Annotated in this window: 24 protein-coding genes; 5 read left to right on the top strand and 19 right to left on the bottom strand. The window is 28.4% G+C overall.

Going from position 1 to position 19866, the window contains the following annotated elements; translation table 11 throughout:
• Window positions 1-149: 149 nt before the first annotated feature.
• Window positions 150-422, top strand: coding sequence for a hypothetical protein (locus tag K0039_RS08940; protein WP_228104708.1), 273 nt, complete (start codon window positions 150-152; stop codon window positions 420-422).
• A gap of 46 nt (window positions 423-468) precedes the next feature.
• Here K0039_RS08940 and K0039_RS08935 read toward each other — a convergent pair whose 3' ends face one another.
• Complete coding sequence (locus tag K0039_RS08935) at window positions 469-2076, bottom strand: Na/Pi cotransporter family protein (RefSeq protein ID WP_228104707.1); 1608 nt, start codon at window positions 2074-2076, stop codon at window positions 469-471.
• A 370-nt stretch (window positions 2077-2446) separates the two neighbouring features.
• Between K0039_RS08935 and K0039_RS08930 the strand changes: the two genes are divergently transcribed.
• Window positions 2447-2638, top strand: coding sequence for a hypothetical protein (locus K0039_RS08930; protein WP_228104706.1), 192 nt, complete (start codon window positions 2447-2449; stop codon window positions 2636-2638).
• A 90-nt stretch (window positions 2639-2728) separates the two neighbouring features.
• Window positions 2729-2920 (top strand): DUF2992 family protein, encoded by a 192-nt coding sequence (locus K0039_RS08925; protein WP_018591147.1) that lies wholly within the window; start codon window positions 2729-2731, stop codon window positions 2918-2920.
• A 103-nt stretch (window positions 2921-3023) separates the two neighbouring features.
• Here K0039_RS08925 and moaA read toward each other — a convergent pair whose 3' ends face one another.
• From moaA to K0039_RS08905, 4 genes are all read right to left on the bottom strand, one after another.
• The gene (moaA, locus tag K0039_RS08920; protein WP_228104705.1) at window positions 3024-3935 is read right to left on the bottom strand and encodes a GTP 3',8-cyclase MoaA; all 912 of its coding nucleotides are present in this window, start codon (window positions 3933-3935) and stop codon (window positions 3024-3026) included.
• A 119-nt stretch (window positions 3936-4054) separates the two neighbouring features.
• Window positions 4055-4195, bottom strand: coding sequence for a hypothetical protein (locus tag K0039_RS08915; protein ID WP_228104704.1), 141 nt, complete (start codon window positions 4193-4195; stop codon window positions 4055-4057).
• Window positions 4196-4215: 20 nt separating this feature from the next.
• Entirely contained in the window at window positions 4216-4533 is a 318-nt protein-coding gene (locus K0039_RS08910; RefSeq protein WP_228104703.1) for a YbjQ family protein, read from the bottom strand.
• Window positions 4534-4615: 82 nt separating this feature from the next.
• The gene (locus tag K0039_RS08905) at window positions 4616-5962 is read right to left on the bottom strand and encodes a sodium-dependent transporter (protein ID WP_228104702.1); all 1347 of its coding nucleotides are present in this window, start codon (window positions 5960-5962) and stop codon (window positions 4616-4618) included.
• 173 nt (window positions 5963-6135) lie between these two features.
• Here K0039_RS08905 and K0039_RS08900 point away from each other — a divergent pair, with 173 nt between their 5' ends.
• A complete protein-coding gene (locus K0039_RS08900; RefSeq protein ID WP_228104701.1) occupies window positions 6136-7104 on the top strand; it encodes a DMT family transporter in 969 nt (322 codons plus the stop codon).
• A gap of 48 nt (window positions 7105-7152) precedes the next feature.
• Here the strand turns inward: K0039_RS08900 and K0039_RS08895 are convergent, their stop codons facing one another.
• The 3 genes from K0039_RS08895 to K0039_RS08885 form a co-directional block, all read right to left on the bottom strand.
• Window positions 7153-7731: an HDIG domain-containing metalloprotein gene (locus tag K0039_RS08895; protein WP_228104700.1), complete on the bottom strand. Its 579-nt coding sequence runs from the start codon at window positions 7729-7731 to the stop codon at window positions 7153-7155.
• Between the two features lie 136 nt (window positions 7732-7867).
• Window positions 7868-8800: a peptidylprolyl isomerase gene (locus K0039_RS08890; RefSeq protein WP_228104699.1), complete on the bottom strand. Its 933-nt coding sequence runs from the start codon at window positions 8798-8800 to the stop codon at window positions 7868-7870.
• A 13-nt stretch (window positions 8801-8813) separates the two neighbouring features.
• Complete coding sequence (locus tag K0039_RS08885; protein ID WP_228104698.1) at window positions 8814-9710, bottom strand: polysaccharide deacetylase family protein; 897 nt, start codon at window positions 9708-9710, stop codon at window positions 8814-8816.
• Window positions 9711-9962: 252 nt separating this feature from the next.
• Between K0039_RS08885 and K0039_RS08880 the strand changes: the two genes are divergently transcribed.
• The gene (locus K0039_RS08880; RefSeq protein WP_228104697.1) at window positions 9963-10109 is read left to right on the top strand and encodes a hypothetical protein; all 147 of its coding nucleotides are present in this window, start codon (window positions 9963-9965) and stop codon (window positions 10107-10109) included.
• 73 nt (window positions 10110-10182) lie between these two features.
• Here the strand turns inward: K0039_RS08880 and hisIE are convergent, their stop codons facing one another.
• The 11 genes from hisIE to K0039_RS08825 form a co-directional block, all read right to left on the bottom strand.
• Window positions 10183-10845, bottom strand: coding sequence for a bifunctional phosphoribosyl-AMP cyclohydrolase/phosphoribosyl-ATP diphosphatase HisIE (gene hisIE, locus K0039_RS08875; RefSeq protein WP_228104696.1), 663 nt, complete (start codon window positions 10843-10845; stop codon window positions 10183-10185).
• A 16-nt stretch (window positions 10846-10861) separates the two neighbouring features.
• Complete coding sequence (gene hisF / locus K0039_RS08870) at window positions 10862-11620, bottom strand: imidazole glycerol phosphate synthase subunit HisF (protein WP_228104695.1); 759 nt, start codon at window positions 11618-11620, stop codon at window positions 10862-10864.
• Entirely contained in the window at window positions 11614-12324 is a 711-nt protein-coding gene (hisA, locus tag K0039_RS08865) for a 1-(5-phosphoribosyl)-5-[(5-phosphoribosylamino)methylideneamino]imidazole-4-carboxamide isomerase (RefSeq protein WP_228104694.1), read from the bottom strand. The genes hisF and hisA overlap by 7 nt, the downstream gene beginning before the upstream one ends.
• Complete coding sequence (gene hisH, locus K0039_RS08860) at window positions 12321-12929, bottom strand: imidazole glycerol phosphate synthase subunit HisH (protein WP_228104693.1); 609 nt, start codon at window positions 12927-12929, stop codon at window positions 12321-12323. Before hisH ends, hisA begins: the two co-directional genes overlap by 4 nt.
• Complete coding sequence (hisB, locus tag K0039_RS08855) at window positions 12929-13507, bottom strand: imidazoleglycerol-phosphate dehydratase HisB (protein ID WP_228104692.1); 579 nt, start codon at window positions 13505-13507, stop codon at window positions 12929-12931. The genes hisH and hisB overlap by 1 nt, the downstream gene beginning before the upstream one ends.
• 8 nt (window positions 13508-13515) lie before the next feature.
• Complete coding sequence (hisC, locus tag K0039_RS08850) at window positions 13516-14541, bottom strand: histidinol-phosphate transaminase (RefSeq protein WP_228104691.1); 1026 nt, start codon at window positions 14539-14541, stop codon at window positions 13516-13518.
• A gap of 14 nt (window positions 14542-14555) precedes the next feature.
• Complete coding sequence (hisG, locus tag K0039_RS08845; RefSeq protein WP_228104690.1) at window positions 14556-15200, bottom strand: ATP phosphoribosyltransferase; 645 nt, start codon at window positions 15198-15200, stop codon at window positions 14556-14558.
• 5 nt (window positions 15201-15205) lie between these two features.
• On the bottom strand, window positions 15206-16156 hold the full coding sequence (locus K0039_RS08840; protein ID WP_228104689.1) for an ATP phosphoribosyltransferase regulatory subunit: 951 nt from the start codon (window positions 16154-16156) through the stop codon (window positions 15206-15208).
• Between the two features lie 396 nt (window positions 16157-16552).
• Window positions 16553-17203 carry an FMN-dependent NADH-azoreductase gene (locus tag K0039_RS08835; RefSeq protein ID WP_228104688.1) on the bottom strand — a complete coding sequence of 217 codons (651 nt, stop codon included), beginning with the start codon at window positions 17201-17203 and terminating at the stop codon, window positions 16553-16555.
• 122 nt (window positions 17204-17325) lie between these two features.
• Window positions 17326-18363 carry a Fic family protein gene (locus tag K0039_RS08830; RefSeq protein WP_228104687.1) on the bottom strand — a complete coding sequence of 346 codons (1038 nt, stop codon included), beginning with the start codon at window positions 18361-18363 and terminating at the stop codon, window positions 17326-17328.
• Window positions 18364-18570: 207 nt separating this feature from the next.
• On the bottom strand, window positions 18571-19851 hold the full coding sequence (locus K0039_RS08825) for an FAD-dependent oxidoreductase (RefSeq protein WP_228104686.1): 1281 nt from the start codon (window positions 19849-19851) through the stop codon (window positions 18571-18573).
• Between the last annotated feature and the right edge of the window lie 15 nt (window positions 19852-19866).

The following is a 19866-nucleotide window of genomic DNA, read 5'->3' as shown; positions in this document are numbered from 1 at the left end:
TAACTCACACTCCTTTAAAAAATGTTAACAATTAATTCTAGCACACTTTTATTTATTTTTTAAGTAGTTATATTTTGTTATAAAATCAGTAAGTCTATGAATATAAATTAATAAATAGATAAATCTTTTCTAGATAAAGGAGGATAAACATGGCATCTACCATAAAAAACTATAATGATAGATTAGTTATCATAAATATAAATTCTCATACAGGTGATAAAGTTAAACTAAATTTGCCTGTGGAATTTGTAAAAAAACTAATAAAGAACAATGCTTTGGATTTTTTTATATTTGAAGAGGAAATAGTCGATACTCAGAAAATGATAAAATCTCTTTTGGACTCTTTTAATTACAACCTAACAGGAGAAGTTGTTAATTTAGAAAGATATAATGGTGATTTAATAAAAATTAAAATTCAATAAATTAATTGTGTAAATAAAAAAGTTGTCTCCTAAGAGACAACTTTTTTTAGTTTGCTTCAACTTGATTAGCTATATTACATGCATGATCTGATACTCTTTCTAAATTTGTTAATAAATCTAAGAATAGTACTCCAGAATCAATTGTACATTTTCCTTCATTTAATCTTTCCATATGAGTTTTCTTATAAAGTTTATTAAGAGCATCTACTTCGTCTTCTACTTTATAAATTTCAGCTACACCGCTTTTATTATTTTCTGCTAAGCAATTTAATGAAGCTTTGAAGTTTTCTTGAGCTTTAGTGTATATGTTAGTCATTTCTTCAATAGCATTTTTAGAGAATTCTAAGTCTTTATCTATTGCTATCTTAGATAATTCAGATATATTTTCAGCATGGTCAGATACTCTTTCAATATCATTAACTGTGTTGAATAATAAGTCAACTTTACTTCTTTCATCATCACTTAATGATGACTTCGACAGTTTTAATAAATAACTTAATATTTCTTTTTGTAATATGTTTACAGTTTCTTCATGTTTTTCTGTTTTTTGAACAGACTCTGTTGATTTATTTAATAAAGAATCTATAGAAGATTCTAATGCATAATTTGCTTTTTCACCCATTCTTAAAACTTCTTTTACTGTATTTCCAAGAGCTATAGATGGAGTTTGAAGTATTCTTTCATCTAAGTATTTAGTTTTAACTGATGCTTCACTTTCTTCTTCAGTTATTGGCATAAGTTTTAATACTATTTTTACTATATATTTTGAAAATGGTAATAAAATTAGTACATTTACTACGTTGAATATAGTATGAGCATTTGCTATTTGTCTAGCTGCATCGTTTGGATCTAAGTACTGAACAATCATACTTATTGGTTTACCTAATACTAGCATAAATATTATTGTTCCTATTACGTTAAAGGTTAAGTGCATTGTTGCAGCACGTTTAGCATTTCTAGATGCACCTATACTTGATAATAATGAAGTAACACAAGTTCCTATATTATCTCCATATAGTATTGGAAGGGCTGCACTAAGTGGTATTAAACCTTGTGATGCTAGAGCTATAAGCATACCCATAGACGCTGAAGAACTTTGTATTATACCTGTTATTGCAAATCCTGCAAGAATTCCTAGAACTGGATGTTTTCCAAAGTAAATGAATGCATCTCTAAAACCTTGGTATTCAGCTAAAGGTTTAACAGCATCTTTCATAAATTCCATACCTGTAAATAAAATACCAAATCCTAAAAGTATTGTTGCTAATTCTTTAGTTTTTTGCTTTTTACTAAATAAGTATAGTATTATACCTACTCCAAGAGCAATTGGTGCGATTGATTCTAAGTTAAATGATACTAATTGAGCTGTAACAGTTGTTCCTATATTTGCCCCCATTATTACACCTATTGCTTGGCTTAAAGTCATAATACCAGCATTAACAAAACCAACAACCATAACTGTTGACGCTGATGAACTTTGTATAATTCCTGTTACTACTGTTCCTACTAGAACACCCATAACCACGTTGCTAGTTAACTTTTCAACTATTTTTTTTAGTTTTTCTCCTGCTGCTTTTTGTAGACCTTCTGCCATCAAGTTCATTCCATATAAGAATAGACCTAGGCCACCTAATAGACTTATTGCTATTTCCAAAATTCTTTCCTCCTTAAGTTATATCTAGTGATTATTATCTGGTTTTATGTACAATTTTATCTAGTCATACATATTTAACAATTATCTTTGCCATTTAACAAATATTTAATAAACATTTAAGTTCCTATGAAATAATAATACATTTTTTGACTTATTTGGTTAAGAGAAGGTTAAATAATTGTTAAGATAATGTTAAATTATATATCAATATTTTAAACATATCGTTATTTTTTACAGTTGAAATGAAATTATTATATTATTTTACTGCTATTTCTTCCTTCTACATTCCTATTAATTTCTTTAATTAAGTTTAATCTTATATTATTAAATTAATAGAATATTGGGTATCTATTTTTTAGGAGGTGGTTTTATGGAAGAAATAATGGCACTTATAAATCGAAAGTTTTTAAAAGATAATGAGTTATTATATTTGGAAGATCATGATTTAGTTAAGTCTTGTGAATTTTTGAGACCACATAATGCCCATTATAAAGAGTATTTAATTGTAATCAATAATAATGGTAATGATGAAGAATATATTGTATGCTGTAAGTTCATATAGTTTTCTGAAAATTCTCTCCTTTTGTCATAGTCAAATCAAATAATGAATATTTATATATAAATCAATTGATAAACTTTAGGAGGTATGTGAATGAAGGAAGTATGTGCAGATTTGACTGTTTACTTTCAAGAGCCTTATTGGGTAGGAGAATACAAACGCATTTCAGAAGAAAAAATTGAAACAAGTAAAGTATTTTTTGACTATGAACCATTAATTCATCAAGTTTATAATTATTATTTAAAAAATTGGAACAAACTTAATTTTACCATATCTTATGAATAAATAAATGTATATAAAAATAGCTAGATTCACTTTATTTGAAATAATAATCTAGCTATTTTTATATTGAGTTTTTCATTGCAATATTTGCATCCCCTAGTAAATATTAAGCTAATGTATGATTTCTTGGTTTTTCTTTAAGTACGTCTTTTATTACCTCTTTAAACATGATTGGTTTATGTAAAAAATCTGTTAAATCAATTTCTTCATCTGCATAAAGACAAAGCCTTACAAATCCATCGTTAGTAATGATCATTTTGTTGCACTTTTCACAAAAACAATCACTAATTGGTGAAATAATTCCTACTCGTCCTTTTGACTTTTCCATATTATAATATTTTACGTTACGATCTTCCTCAAAGCTGGATATATTAATATCTTCAAGATTTTCCATTAATTCTTTTGTATTAACATAACTTGAATCATAAAGTCTTTTACTGCTACCCCATGGTGTAAGTTCTACAAACCTAACATCCACATTATTGTATTTTGTCAGTCTAATAAAGTCATATACTTCATCTGTATTAAATTCATCTATAAGTACACAATTAATTTTAACTGGCAATTTAAGTCTTATACATGTATTTAGAGCATTTAACACTTCTGTTAAACTGCCTCCTCTAGTTACGGCATTATACTTATATTCTTTTAGAGAATCAATACTTAAATTTACCCTATCAAGACCGCTATTTTTCAATTCCAATGCTTTTTCACTGAAATGTTGACCATTTGTTGTAATAGAAATATCATCTATATTACACTCATGTTTAGCAAAATAAATTAAATCCTTTAAATAAGGATATAAAAGAGGCTCTCCTCCTACAAATTTTATTTTATTTACACCGAGCTCTTTAAAGTTTTTTATTATAAACTTATAATCCTCGAAACTTAGTATATTATTAACATATTCTTCTTCAACTGTATCTTCTTCCTCCTTACAATAAACACACCTTAAATTACATTTATCTGTAAGAGAAATTCTAAGATAGTTTATTTCTCTTGAATAGCTGTCTTTCATTTAGTTACCCTCTTTGCTTATAATTTTCCTCTTTAATTATATAATATTACTTAAAGCAAATTAATTCAAATATTTTCATAAAAAATAGCATAAAAATGTAAATTTTTATGCTATAAGTCTTAATATTTATCGTATTTATCTAAATTTTCTTCTTTTTTCTCTTTTTGTCTCTCAATAATTTTCATAATAAGTAGAATTATGGAACCAATTATTATAGCTCCATAAAATAATACAAAAATACTAAAGATAATCATATTCATCAATATGCTCCCCTTATGAATTACTCCTCTATTAAAACTGCTGTACCATAAGCAATTACCTCACTAGCACCAGCCATAACTGCAGAAGTACTTAATTGCATACCTATAATAGCATTAGCTCCCATACCTTCAGCTTTTTCTACCATTCTTCCTATGGCAATTTTTCTAGCCTCTTCCATCATTTCGTGGTAAGCTTTTATTTCTCCTCCAACTAAAGTTTTAAAACTAGCTCCTATATCTTTACCTATATTTTTTGTTCTAACTGTACTTGCTGATACCAATCCAAAAACTTCTTTTACTTCTTTTCCTGGTACGCTATTAGTTGTAGTTATTATCATTTATACCCTCCCAAAACTCTTTTTATTTTATTGTAACAAACTTTGATAATTTATTGCATTACAATATTGTTAGATAATTATATTAACCTATTCCTCCAAGTAGTATTCCTGCAATAAATACTATTAACGTTAAAAATACATATACATATTTGGCCATAGGATTAAACCAAGATCCAAGTAACTTTTTAGCGCCTGTTTCAATTTCTGATTTTGCCTTATCAATACCAATTACCCAGAAAAACATTATTGCTGCTATAAATGCTCCAAGTGGTATTATGTATATTGATACAAAGTCCATCCATTTTCCTAGTACATCTCCATTTTCCACAAATAATCCAAATAAAAATGCCAAGAAACAAACAAGTATTACAGATATTTTTCTACTTAATTTTAAGTTACTTTGTGTTGCTTCAATTGGTACTTCTAGTAGGTTCATCAGAGATGTTATAGATGCAAATAAAACTGATATAAAAAATACAATAGCAAATATCCTTCCAAAAGGCATTAACTTAAATACTGATGGCAGTGTTATAAAAAGTAATGGTGGCCCTGCAGTTGGATCTAAATTAAAGGCAAATACTGCTGGAATAATTACAAGCCCTGCAGTTAAAGCTGCTAAAGTATCAAATATAACTGTATTCTTTGCTGAGTTTGGTATGTCTATATCTCTTTTTAAATAACTTCCATACACAATCATTCCAGATCCCGCTATGGATAATGAGAAAAATGCTTGACCTAGGGCATAAATCCAAGTCTTTGGTTGAGATAAATACTCCCATTTTGGAACAAATAAATAATTTATTCCATCCTTTGCTCCATCTAACATTAAAACTCTTACTAAAAGTATTAAAAATAAAATATAAAATGTTGGCATCATAATTTTATTTACTTTTTCTATTCCATTTGAAACACCAAGTAATAAAATTGAAGCTGTAATAAGTAAGGCTAAAAAGTGCCACACTACACTTCCAAAAGGTCCTGCAATAGCTCCAAAATATGCTCCTGAATCTACAGCATTTAGAGCTTCTCCAGAAATACTTCCTACTAAAAATTTTATAAACCACCCTACTACAACAGCATATCCAACAGCTATGCCAAAAGCACCAAGTACTGGTATAATACCAAATATGCCTCCACCTTTTTTATCTTTTGTTTCTAATGCTTTTTTAAATGAGCCTATTGGTCCACTTTGAGTCATTCTACCAAAAGCAAACTCTCCCATAAGTCCTGTACATCCTAGTAAAACTATAAACAAAATATAAGGTATTAAAAAAGCAGCCCCTCCAAATTGACCAACTCTATATGGAAACATCCATATGTTTCCCATTCCCACAGCCGAACCTATACATGCTAATATAAATCCTGCTTTTGAGGTAAAAAGATCCCTACTTTCATTTTGCCTTTTCACATTATTATCAGACACAATCATCTCCCCCTTTGATATTTTCTGTTATAATTATATGAATTTTTTCATTTCAAATTATATCATTTAGACAATTCTATCATAAAAGGAAATCACAAACCATAATTTAACACGTAGGCTTCATGCGCAGTTGAATATTTACTATTAAAGTACTACTCTTATAATTGGAGGTGGTTAACATGAAAAAGGGCTATTTATATATAGCTATAGCAACAATTTTATTTAGTTCTATGGAAATAATGTTAAAAACTATTTCTCAAAGTTTTAATCCCATACAGCTAACTTTTGAAAGATTTTTTATTGGGGGGTTAATATTATTGCCTTTTTCAATTAAATCACTTAAATCAAAAGAAGAATCTGTTAATAAAGAAGATATAAAACAATTTCTATTATTAGGCTTTATGTGTGTTGTTGTTAGTATGATTTTTTATCAGCTTGCTGTAAATTATACTAAGGCTTCTGTAGTTGCAGTTATTTTTAGCTGTAACCCTGTTTTCGTAATGATATTTGCTTATATATTCTTAAAAGAAGAAATCCACTCGCATAATATCCTATCCCTTATTCTAGAAATTGTAGGTATAATAATTATAATTAATCCCTTATCAATTAAATTATCATCTATTGGGTTAACTTTAACACTTCTAGCTGCTATTACCTTTGCTTTGTATGGAGTCTTAGGCAAGAAAAGTGCGAGTAAATTTGGGGGAGAGGTTGTAACTTGTTTTAGCTTTATTTTAGGAAGTATAGAAATGCTTATTTTAATATTAATAGGTCATATTCCTTCTGTTTCAACTCTTTTAACTTCATTTAACCTAGATAGTTTTGCCAATGTACCTTTATTTACTGGATATAATATGGGTAATATTTTGTCTGTAATTTATGTTTATGTTTTTGTAACAGGTCTTGGATATGCTTCTTATTTTAAGGCCATGGAAGAAACTTCAGCTAATACTGCATCTTTAGTATTTTTCTTTAAACCTGTTCTCTCTCCTATTTTAGCTTTTATTTTTATAAATGAATTCATTCCTATTAATATGATTGTGGGAATTTTATTTATAGTTGCTGGTTCTATTTTTACAATTATATGTAATATGTCATTGGAGAAAAAGTTATTAGCTAATGAGGATGAAATAAATTCAAATCAGTAAAACTTTACTTAACAAAAAAAGTATAAGCTTAACGCTTATACTTTTTTATTATGAATTAACAGCTTCTCCTACAAGTCCTATTTCTTTAGCCACTGATTTCATTCCTTCTATTGCTTCTTCTATAACTTCTTCTAAAGGTTTATCTAACATCTCACATCCGTTTTTTATAACTTCTCTATTTACACCTGCAGCAAACCCACTAGATTTAAATTTTTTCTTAACTGATTTTACACCTAAATCTAATACACTCTTTGATGGTCTCATAATGGCTGTAGCGTTTATAAGACCTGTCAGCTCATCAATTGTATATAATACCTTCTCCATGTTACTCTCTGGCTTTACATCACAAACTAGACCATATCCATGGCTAACAACAGAGCGTATTAACTCTTCGTCTAAATCTTTTTCTCTCATTATTTCTATTACTTTTTTACAATGGTAATCTGGATATTTTTCATAATCTAGGTCATGTAATAGTCCTACAATTCCCCATTTTTCAGGATCTTCATTGTAAAGATTAGCAAAGTGTCTCATAACACCTTCTACTGCAAGGGCATGATTAATTAAATGCTCATCTTCGTTATACTCCCTTAGTATATTCCATGCTTCTTCTCTTGTTGGATACATATATTACTCCTCCTATGATTAATATTATATTATCTTATTGTATCACCAATTAATACCAATTAACCTAAGATATTATAAATTATTCCAATTTTCTTAAAATTTAAAACAATATTTATCATATAAAAATAACAATCACTTATTCAGTGATTGTTATTTTTCCGTTTTTATATAATGAGTCTATATGCTTTGTATATTTTTCATTTAATATTCTAGCTTTTATATCATCTTTACTATCTTCTAATGATTTTGTAACAGTCCTCTTATCAGTTACTTTTACAATGTGATATCCATAAGGTGTTTCAATAAGGTTTGATACTTGGTTTGTATCTAATTTAAATACTTCTTTAGTAAATTCAATATTTTTATCACTCTTAGCAAAGTATCCTAAATCTCCACCATCTTTTCCTGAATTTTTGTCATCAGAATATTCTTTTGCTAGATTAGCAAAGTCTTCATTGTTTTTTACCTTATCTAAAACACTTTGTGCCTTTTCTTTTAGTTTTTCTTTTTCCTCTTTGCTAACTTCTTTATTATCTTTATCTAAAGTAGATATTAAAATTTGACTTGCTTTTACTTCTTCAATATTAAATTGATCTTTATGATTATTGTAGTAAGCTTCCATTTCCTTATCAGAAACATTAATATCTTTTATAAAGTTCTCTTTGTATTTTGCTACAGTTAAGTCTTTTTTTATTTCTTCCTTTAAAAAGTCTTCTGTAACACCAGCTGCTTCTAATTTTTCTTTGTAAACATTATTTGTTTCTAGGGTTTGTTTTAATTGTTCAAACTTTTCATTTACTTCACTATCTTCTACTTTAATGTTTTTCTTTTGTGCATCTTGATAAGCTACTTCATTATCTATAATAAATGATAATACATCATTATTTATTTCATCACTATTTTTGTCTTCTTTTTCTATATATCCTGTTGCATATAAAAATTCTTCTGTCTTTTTATATTCTTCTTTACTTACATTTACATCGTTAATTTTTGCTACAGTTTTATTCCCGCATGCTACCATATTTATAGAGATTAAAATTGTTAATCCCATAAGAACTATTTTTTTCAATTTTTTACCTCCACTATTTCTCTGTCTTAAATAATTTACCATTCCAATAATTTCTTTGTTCATCACTTTGTTTTATTGGTAATATTTCAAATCCTTCTTTTTTGAAGTGCTGAATCATTTCATCTAACACTGCTACAGTTTGCTTTCTTTCATGCATTAATAAAACTGCATCATCAGTGTCACTTGTATGCTTTATAACAGATTGAATTATTTGTGGAGAAGTTGATCTCCAATCTTCTGTATCAAGTGTCCAATCCCATAACTTGTATCCAGCATCCATAAGAGCATTGTATGAACTTCTTGGTGTGTATGGTTTACTACCAAAAGGAAGTCTAATAACCTTTGACGTTTCTCCTGTTATTTCCTTAAATGTTTTTTGATTAGTATCAAATTCATTTTTCGCTGCTGTTGGTGATGTATATAATTTGTGTATATCATGACTTACGCTGTGAAATCCTGCTGTGTTTTCATTTTTGACTATATTTTTTACTTGCTCTGGATAAGCTTGCATATTTGAATTAATCATAAAAAATGTTGCTTTTACATTGTTTTTATTTAGTATTTTAATTATTTCATCTGTATATTCTGATGGACCATCATCAATCGTAAGATATACTACTTTTCCATAACTTTTAGATGGACCTTTTTCTATCTCCCTTGAGCCGCTTAGTGCAATATCTGTTATTGTTTCTCCTTCAAGCATAATATTTCTGCTCTTGGCACAGGCTAATACTTCTTTACTGTTTAATTTGACAATAGAAACTACACCTACACATATAACAATAGCAACAACACCTGCTATAACTTTTGTTTTATTTTTATTATGCCTAATATAATTTAAAACGTGTTTTATTGTTTTCAAAATTTTTTCTTTTGACTTTTCTTTAAATGTTAAATCTTCTTTTTTCATTTTCAAAATCCCCCAAATTTCTTCCATTTTTTACAATACAAATTACTACATTTTTTCATAAATTCTAATCCAAACAATACTACAGCGTCAATACTATTGTCTGCCAATATAATGGTGGAAGTCAATAGAAAAATGGAATCAAAATTGTTACATCTATTTTGTAATACCATTTTTTGTTTGTTTTTTTTGCGAATATTATTTCCTATATTGTATAACCTATAATTGAAATTAATAAATAAAGGAGGTTTCAAAATGGCTAAAAAATCAAACGAAAAAAGTAAAATGGTTGACCAAAAGAACAACAAAATGGAAGACAAAATGACAGACAGAAAAGCTGACAAAATGACAGACAAAGTTAATGTAAACGATCAATGCAGCGATTGTTCTAATTGCAAATAATAATTAAAACAACATAAGTAACAAAAGTAAGCACACATAATATTGCATATTTGTGTGCTTACTTCCTTTTTTCTTAATGCTCTCTTCCTTGTAATTCATCCTTTATATCTTCAATTGTTACATTTGAATTTACCATTAATACTATAATATGATAAACTAAATCACTTATTTCATAAATTATTTCATCTTTATTTTCATTTTTTGCACCAATAATAACTTCTGTACTTTCTTCTCCCACTTTTTTAAGTATTTTATCTAAACCTTTGTCAAATAAATAATTTGTATAAGAGCCTTCTTTAGGATTATTTTTTCTCTCTTTTATTAATTTATATAATCTTTGTATTAATTCACTTTTTAAAACTTCTTCGTCAGAAAAAATTTCATTAAAGAAGCAAGAATGATTTCCCGTATGACAGGCTACTCCTTTTTGCTTAACCATTAAAAGTATGCTATCCTTGTCGCAGTCATAATAAAATCCTACTACCTGTTGGTTATTTCCTGAAGTTTCTCCCTTTGTCCAAAGCTCTTCTCTACTTCTACTAAAATAAGTGGCTTTTTTATCAGTTAGAGTTTTTTTCATAGATTCTTTGTTCATATATGCAAGCATTAATACTTCTTTAGTATCAACATCTTGCACAACTACTGGAATTAAACCTTTTTCATCAAATTTTAAAGCATTTATAAGATTTAAGTCAATTTCTTTTTTTATATTTTTTTCAATCAAACTGTCTCTCATTACTTCATCTCCTAATTCAAAGTCTCACTTCTATTCCTTGTTTTTTCATGTATTCTTTCAAGTCCTTAATTTTTATTTCTCCAAAGTGAAATACTGATGCAGCCAGTACTCCATCACAGTTGGCTTTCTTTGTTGCTAAACAAAAGTCTTGTAATTTTCCTGCGCCTCCAGAGGCTATGACTGGAACATTTACTGCTTCTGTTATTTTTGATAATAATTCTATATCATAGCCATTTTTCATTCCGTCCTCGTCTATGCTATTTACAACTATTTCTCCAACTCCCAAATTTACTCCTTTTTTTGCCCATTCAATAGCATCCAAATCAGTTTTTTCTCTTCCACCTTTTATATACACATCCCAAGAACCTTTATCATTTTTCTTTACATCCATGGATAAAACTACGCATTGATTTCCAAATTTCTCTGCAGCTTCTTTTATAAGGTTTGGATTTCTAACAGCAGATGAGTTTACAGATACCTTGTCTGCTCCTTTTCTAAGTATATTAGTAAAATCATCTATGGATGAAACACCGCCACCTACACAAAAGGGTATGGATAAGTTTTCAGCAACTTTTGAAACAAACTCTAGTGAAGTCTTTCTCTCTTCATTTGAAGCCGTTATATCGTAAAATACAAGCTCATCGGCTCCACTATCGCTATAATATTTTCCTAGAACTTCTGGAGAGTCTATATCTTTTATATCTTCAAATTTTTTCCCCTTAACTACTCTTCCATTTCTAACATCAAGACATGGTATGATTCTTTTTGTTAACATAAGCTTAAAGCCTCCTTCAGTTCTATTTTATTTTCATAAAGAGATTTGCCTATTATAGCTCCATATAAATTCATTAGATTTAATTTTTTCACATCTTCTAAAGTCGTAACTCCACCAGAGGCTATAATATCTAAACTTGTTTCTTTAGATAGTTTTTCATATATATTAAAGTTTGGTCCAAACATCATTCCATCTTTTGAAATATCCGTATAAACTATGGTTTTCACACCTATTTCTTCTAATTCCTTACATAGCTCAATTGAGTCCAAACTACTTACTTCTTCCCACCCTTCAATGGCAACTTTTCCATTTTTAGCATCTATTGATACTACAATTTTTTCTTTGTATTTTTTTACCAAATCTTTCAATAGCTCTTTATTTTTTACTGCCATGCTACCGATTATTACCCTATTAACATCCATAACTAAAAGATCTTTTATTCTTTTTTCGTCTCTAATTCCTCCACCAATTTGTATGGGAATATTTACACTTTGTAGTATTTTTTTTATGCTTTCGTCATTTACATTCCCTTCTCCCCTTGCTCCATTTAGAGAAACAATATGAATAAATTCAGCTCCTTTTTCTTCCCATTTTTTAGCCATTTGACTTGGATCATCACCATAAATATTTACTTTGTTGAAATCACCTTGCAAAAGCCTTACACATTTATTATCTTTTATATCTATAGCAGGAAAAATTATCATCTAATAATCAACTCCTTATAAGCCTTTAATATGTGTTCCCCCAGTTCACCACTTTTTTCTGGATGAAATTGAAGACCATAAACATTTTCTTTTCTAACTATTCCTGGAATCTTTTTTTCATACTCTGCAAATGCTATTAATTCTTTATTTGAAGAATTTACAAAATAAGAGTGTACAAAGTAAACATAAGAATCTTCATTTATATATTTAAGTATTTCATCATCACTTTTTTCAAATTTTAAATTATTCCAACCCATATGAGGAACTTTCAAGTCAATATCAAGATAATCTACTTCTCCTTCAATTAAGCCTAAGCCTTCATGCTCTCCATACTCATAACTTTTTTCATAAAGTAACTGCATACCTAAACAAATACCTATCATATATTTTCCACTTTTTACAAAGTCTTTAATGGGCTGAACTAATTCTAAATCATTTAATGCATTTATGGCATCTCTATAAGCTCCCACACCAGGAAGAATAAGAGAATCTGCATTTTTTATTTCATTTATATCTCTAGATATTTTCGTTTCAATTCCTGCTCTAGCAAAACCTCTGCTAACTGAACCTAAATTACCTAGACCATAGTCAACTATTATATTCATTATAAAACTCCTTTCGAAGAAGAAATATCACCAGATACAACTTCACATCCTTCTTTTAAAGCCCTTGCAAAAGATTTAAATACTGATTCAATTTTATGGTGATCATTTTCTCCATAAAGAAGGTTTATATGAAGAGTTATTCTACTTTCATTTACAAAAGCTCTAAAAAATTCTTTAAACATTTGAGTAGACATATTGCCTATTCTTTCACTTTGAAAATCCACATTAAAAACTAAATAAGGTCTATTACTTATATCTAAACTTGTATAAGCCAAAGATTCATCCATGGGTATATATACAGTTGAATATCTTTTAATTCCTACTTTTTCTCCAATAGCATCTTTAAATGATTGCCCTAAACAAATTCCTAAATCTTCAATAGTGTGATGATCATCCACCTGCAAATCCCCACTACATTTCACAATCAAATCAAAGTTACTGTGAAAAGTAAAAAGAGTTAGCATATGATCTAAAAATCCTATTCCTGTATCTATCTCCGCTTTTCCACTACCATCAAGATTTATTTTCACCTTTACCTTTGTTTCCAACGTATTTCTTTCTACAAAACCCCTTCTCATATTTCCTCCTACACAAACTTTTTCATAGCTTTAATAAATTCATTATTTTCATCTTCGCTTCCTATAGTAACTCTGTAGTGATTGTCTAATTTTCCACCAAATTTTCTAATTAATACGTCTTCTTTTACTAATTTTTCTTCTAAGTTTTTTATATCACTGTGAAAGAAAAGAAAGTTTGCTCCTGATGGAAATGCTTTTACATTCATATCTTTAAGAGATTTGTATACTTTTTCTCTTTCTTTTTTAATTCCTTTTGCATAAGCTATCATTTTATCTTTTTCTTCTAATGCCTTTGTTGCTAAAAAGGCTGATATAGAATTTAAGTTATAAGGCGGTCTTACTTTTTCCACAGTTTTTACAAGTTCTTCACATGCAAGCAAATAACCTGTTCTAATTCCTGCCATGGAAAATGCTTTAGATAGAGTTTTAACTACTATAAGATTTTTATAGTTTTCAATTTCTTCTACTACACTTTCATCACCAAACTCCATGTATGCTTCGTCAACTATAACAATGTTGTCTGTAGATTTTATTATTTTAATTACATCATCTTTTTTTATCATGCTTCCTGTTGGGTTATTGGGATTACATATTATAGTTACTTTCGGATTATTTTCTTTTATGGCATGAATAAATTTATCTGCATTTATTACAAAATCATCTTCAGATTCTGCTCCCATGTACTTAGTATCAAAGATTTTGGCATAGATGGAATACATGGCGAAACTTGGGTCTAAACTTAAAATTAATTCATCTCTATCAACAAATGTTTTTATACATAAGTCAAGTAACTCACTAGAACCATTTCCCACACATATATTTGAAATTTCACACCCAACATAGTTAGATATGGATTTTTTCAAATCAATGTAAGAATCATCTGGATAAACATTTAGGTAAAACTCTTCACCCAATTGTTTTACTAAATCTTTAAATAAATCTTTACTTCCTTCATTCGCATCTAGTTTTACTGAACATACTATTGGATTTACTACGTATGGTTGTAACTCCTTTACACTTTGTTTTTCCTTCATAACTAACACCCCTTCTAATAATTATTTTCATCTAAAGTTGAAGCAAATTTATTTACAATCTCTTCAATCTTATTTTTATTAAATTTATAACTTACTCTATTGGCTATTATTCTAGAACTTATGTTGCACATATCCTCCACAATCTCTAGACCATTTGCTCTTAGCGTATTACCTGTTTCCACCAAGTCAACAATAACATCTGAAAGTCCTACTATGGGAGCTAGCTCCACTGAACCATTAAGTTTGATGACTTCTATTTTTTGTCCTCTTGATTTAAAATAATTCTTTGCAATTGTTGGATATTTAGTTGCAACTTTTAAAGTTTCTTCTTTTGCATAATTATTCTTACCTTTTACTCCTGCCACAGAAAACTTACATTTACCAAACCCTAAATCTAATAGCTCGTATACTTCATTGTCATTTTCATTTTCTAAAATAGTGTCTTTTCCTACTATGCCAAGATCTGCAACTCCTTTTTCCACATAAGTTACAACGTCAGATGGTTTTACATGAATATAAGTGATTTTATTTTGTTCATCTTTAAAAATTAATTTTCTGCTATCTGTTTCTATACACTCTTCTATATTTAGAATTTTCAGTCTTTTATAAATATCTTTTTCTATTCTACCTTTAGCTATGGCTATTACAATATTATCCACCTTTATCAACTCCTATCTTTTGATGCTTCCATTATTCCATCCACATCTATGCAAAACCCAATAGCAGGAACACTTTTTCCAAACTCTTCTGTAAGAGAATCATATCTTCCTCCACTTAGAATTTCTTTGTACACATTGGCATAATAGCCTTTAATCATTATTCCTTCATAATAATCAAATTTTCCTACCATGGATAAATCACAATTTGTATATTTTTTATATTCACTCTTTTTCAGTAAAGTACTTATTTCCTCCAACTCTTCTAAGCCCTTGTTCATTAAATCATTTGTATAGAATTTTCTAGCTTTTGATATTACTTCTTCTATATCTCCATTTAGTTCAAGCAAATTATATATAATTTCTTTTATTTCTTTATTTATGTTGAATTTTTCAATATAGTCTTTTATTTCTATTTTGTTTTTTCTAAGTATTAAACTTTTTAATTTATTTTCTTGATGCTCTTTAATATTTAACTCACGAAGTAATCCATTTATGTAATTACTACTTCCAATTTCTAAAATAAATTTTTTCCCAAATTTTTTAAGTATATCTAAAGACATATTTACTATTTCTGAGTCTGCTTTTATAGACTTTTCTCCTAAGTACTCACATCCAAATTGTCTAATTTCTTTTATCCCTTCTTTGCCTTCATTTTTGTAAACTGTAGAGTGATAAAATAATTTAAGTACTAAGTCATCTTCCCACCTAGGTATTAAGCTTTTTATAATACTTGTTGTAATATCAGGTCTTAATACTAAAATCTTGTCACTTACTATTTTCACCATAGATTTTGTAGGAGTTCTTTTATTTATGGCAATAAAGTTGTCGTAATCCTCAAATATACTTGGTTTTATTTGAATATAATTATTTTTTACAAATATATATTCTATTTCTTTTGTAAATTCGTATCTTTTCTTTGAATAATTTAGTTCATTTTCTATGCTTAAATACCTCATATTTCCTCCTTGTAATCTTTTTTATTTATTAATTATTTAAAACAATAAAAAAACCATATAGGCTATGCCTATATGGTTTATAAGATTCATATACCATCATAGATACAGGCCCATTTACTGTACTTAAAACAGGGCTTGTATCTATGAGAAAATTCATAATTACAATCCCTTGGATCTATGATGATGATAATATAATGTTGTATTTAATTTGCTATTAAGTTTTTCATTTATAATATACATCATACTTACCTCCAAAGAATTTATTTTAATTTATTAACAATAATGATAATCTACTTTGTATACATTATCAACAATTATTTTTATTTTATTAATATTTTTTCTTACTATTCATTTTCTTATTATATTTAATTTTTTATTTAAAATATCGAATTTTAATTAGTATTTTAAAGATTTCATTACTTTTTCAATTTCATTACTAGCTTTATCTATGGAAGCTAGTCTTTCTTCTTCTGTATTTCCAGTACCATCAACTAATATTTCTTTTGTCTTTTTTATCCCCATAAACTTGGAAATATATTTTATATAGCTAACTCCACGATTTAACATTGGTTTTGTATATACAGGTATTTTGCCGCCACTTGACTGAATATATACTAAGCTTCTATCTAAATCATTTAGTTTTCCCTTTGGTTTTTTATTTTCAAACTTAATAGTTTTTTTATCTTGAATTACACAGTCAAAATATTCTTTAAGCTGTGGCGGAAAAGATGAACTCCACATTGGTGCCGCAATAACATATACTCTAGCTTTCATAAATTGATCACATAAATCATTTATTCTTTTTACTTCCTTTTGACTATAATCATCTAATTGTTTTAGCGCTTTCTCTTCAACTAATGCACTGCGCCCTGCAAAATATTCATATTCCAATCTTGGTATATAGTCTTTAAATAAATCTATTTCCTCCACATCAAAATCAGGATTTTTTTCAATAAACTTTTGTATAAAAAGCCTAGCTACAGTTTTACTAGATGACATTTTTTCTGGTTTTGAGTTACAACTAATATATAATAATGTTTTTCTCATAATTCACCTCAAATAAATAATTAATAATATTATATTATTTGTTAAATATTAGAATTTATTCTATTAATCACTAATTATTTGCTCAAAAAAGGGGTACACATTTTTGTGTACCCCTTTGCAATCTATTTTTTTTTCCACTTTGCACTTCTACCTTTTGCCACAACTTCTATTCTTCCGCTTTTTCTTAAGTTGTTAAAAACTCGGTTAATAGTTGGCTCTGGAATATCAGGACACTGATTTCTTACATCATCCTTTGTAAAGTATCCCAAAGTAGAATTTATAACTTTTTCTATTCTTCTAGTTTTAGTTTCTTTTTTATTTCTAGTTAAATTCATCTCTTCACTTAAATCTTCGTAGGCTGTTAGTATAAATGACAAGAAATAATCTAACCATTTATTCATATTATAAGATTCTCTTTCAAAATCTACGTGTCTAGAAAATAAAGTTCTAAAATATGAGTAATTTTCATCATGATATAAGTTACCTAAACTATTAAATCGCCCTACCTCATATCCACTTTTGTTTAATAATAGCAAAGTCAAAATCTTTGACATTGCTAAGTTATCTTCTTTAAATGGTGATATTAACATAAAATCCATTATAAAAAAAGCAATTATTATAAGATCTTGAATTTTATTTTCTTCTAAAAACTTATAATATTTTTCACACAAATTTTCTACTTTGCTTTCTATATTTTTTTCTATATCGTGGACATTATCAAAATCATCATTTAGTTTTCCAAAGTCAATAAAACCTATTGCCTCATTTCTATATCTCCCGCCCCTTATTAGAGAATACCTGTGCAAATATCCATGAAGTTCTAATATAGTTTGAGAGCATATTTTGATATCTTCAAAAGCACTATTTATTGTTTTAATTACATCTCTAAATTCTACAACACTAATTTCATCCCTAGATTGTGGTGTAATTTCATTGTGAATTAATTTTACTAAGTTTTCCTGCCCCCCAAGAAAACTATCAATATAAGTGTCATAAACAAATTTAAGAATAGCATCATCTGTCATAGAAGTTACCACATTTTTAGGTTGCTTCTTATAGACAATTTGCTCTCCTTTGTATTTATTTATCTTGCATAATTTTTTTACATTGTTCATATCAACTGATATATTAGTCAGCTTTGTCCCCATAGTGTATTCCATAATATCACTCCAAACCCCAATAATATACTTTACCTATTAAATAGTCGTATTAATTTGATTTTACCATAATTTGTTACTATTTACAATTATGTATATATTATTTCCCTTTAATTAACAGAATATTTTAATTATTGTCTCGAATTTAACAATCGCATTAATATAATAAAAAAAGCCTTACTTGACTTTTTCCAAGTAAGGTTTTAATTATTATATTAACTTATTATTATAAACACCTAGTAAGTCTACTTCTTTTACTCTCTTTTCTATTTCTTCTTTGTCTATTGTATAAAGTCCTAATTCTTTCATTCTGTTGAAGTAAATACTTCCTGCAAATGTAAATCTCATCTTTACTCCTTCTTCCTTATGCATTTCTTCATTAGAATAAGATAAAAAGTCTCCTATTAATAAACTGCTTGGTAATTGTAAATAGTCCTTATTTGTTAAATATCTTACAGCATTGTGTCCAGCTAAAGATCCTGTACAAATAGCTTCTGTATGACCTACATAAAATCCTGATTTTTCTCCTCCAACAAATAAATTTTTCATTCCTTCCGCTCTCATATAATTATCTCTTGGAGATACTGCCATATATCTTATGGAATTGCCTTTTCCTCCACTATATGGATCAACTATACATGCAGTTTCAAATCCTGATACACTTCTTAATTTTTCTAAGTCAAAAAATGGTGTCATTAATTTTGCATGACCAGTGTCTAACAAAATAATGTTTTCAGCAAATTCATGAAGGGCATATTGCTGACAAACTTTTATATCAAGTTTTTTTTCGTTTCTAAGTTCCTTAGGCAAAGGTATTACTGCAAAACCTTTCTCATTTAGTTCCTGTTGTATATCTTCACTTAAACTTTCTTTTAATAATTTCATAGAACCACTAAATGCTCCGAAATCACCATTTACTCTTTCCCCGATCATATCATTTACGCCACATCTTCCTGTTACGCTTACCCTTCCTCCAAAAGAAGGACATCTAAGAACACACATAGCACATCCATTACCATACTTAGAACAATTGCCCATTGGACCAGAAGACCCTGTCGTATCAACAAAGCTATCTCCTTCTATCCTTTGACCATCTTCTAATATAACTGCCTTTAATATATCTTTTTCACAGTCAACGTCCACAACTCTGCTCATTATTCTTACTTCAATCCCCATGTCTTTTATAAGTTTCCTAACTGGTGGTTCAATTTTTAAAACATTATATACTGTGGCATGATTATGCCCTGGAAAATCCACATTTTTATGAGTTGCATTTTCATCTGTCAAGGCAAATAATTCACTTGCACCTAAGCACATAGCTTCTTCACATGCAGTGTATCTTCCGTTATTTCTCATTATTCCGCCCACATTACCTAAACCTATTAATAAATCTGTTTTTTCTAAAATCACTACTTGTGCACCGGCTTTTGATGCACTTATTGCAGCAGCGCATCCAGCCCAGCCACCACCTATGACTACAACTTTTGCCATTTATATCCCCCCAAT

Source organism: Terrisporobacter mayombei, assembly GCF_020748465.1.
GTDB lineage: Bacteria > Bacillota > Clostridia > Peptostreptococcales > Peptostreptococcaceae > Terrisporobacter > Terrisporobacter mayombei.
The sequence above is the reverse complement of the archived record's forward strand: the minus strand, read 5'-3'. Positions and strand labels throughout refer to the sequence as shown.